At 70.6% G+C, this 473-nt stretch carries 1 pseudogene; it reads right to left on the bottom strand.

Annotation, left to right across the window (positions count from 1 at the left end):
• Positions 1-126: 126 nt before the first annotated feature.
• Positions 127-473, bottom strand: a pseudogene (locus JDV09_RS24110) (hypothetical protein); the annotation flags it as partial.

Genomic DNA, 473 nt, shown 5'->3' with positions numbered 1-473 from the left:
GCCGCGGTGCTGGTGGGCCTGCTACTGCTGATCTGGTGGCGTACCAGTGAACTGCGGGCCGCGATGGGCCTCGGCTAGACGTTCCGGCTCGACGTCGTTGCCGGGTTGGCGGGGGCTGACCGCCCGCTAGAAGGGCGGTGGGTCGTCGCCGTAGTCGGGTTGGTAGCCCGGTGGGCGTATCGGGAAGCGGTCGTCGAGATCGGGGGACGGTCTCGGCGGTTTCGCTTCGCGTTCGGCCGCGGCTTTGGCTCGGTGTTGTTGGGCGGCTTGTTCGGCGGCGGCGCGATCGAGTTCGCGTTGTAGGGCGTTGAGTCGGCGTTCGCGGGTGATGTAGGCGGCCTTGGCCTGTTCGCGGGTGCGGCGGCGGGTGGGCATCATCAGCGCCCGCCCGGGGCTTGGGGGCGGTGCGGGCTGTCCGGATTGCGGTGGTGGTGGTGTGGTGGTGCGCCAGGTCGGGAACAGCAGCGCCGAGA

It is taken from the genome of Mycolicibacterium xanthum, assembly GCF_019710635.1.
Classification (GTDB): Bacteria; Actinomycetota; Actinomycetes; order Mycobacteriales; family Mycobacteriaceae; genus Mycobacterium; species Mycobacterium xanthum.
Note: the sequence above shows the minus strand (reverse complement) of the source record. Positions and strands in the feature narration are given on the sequence as shown.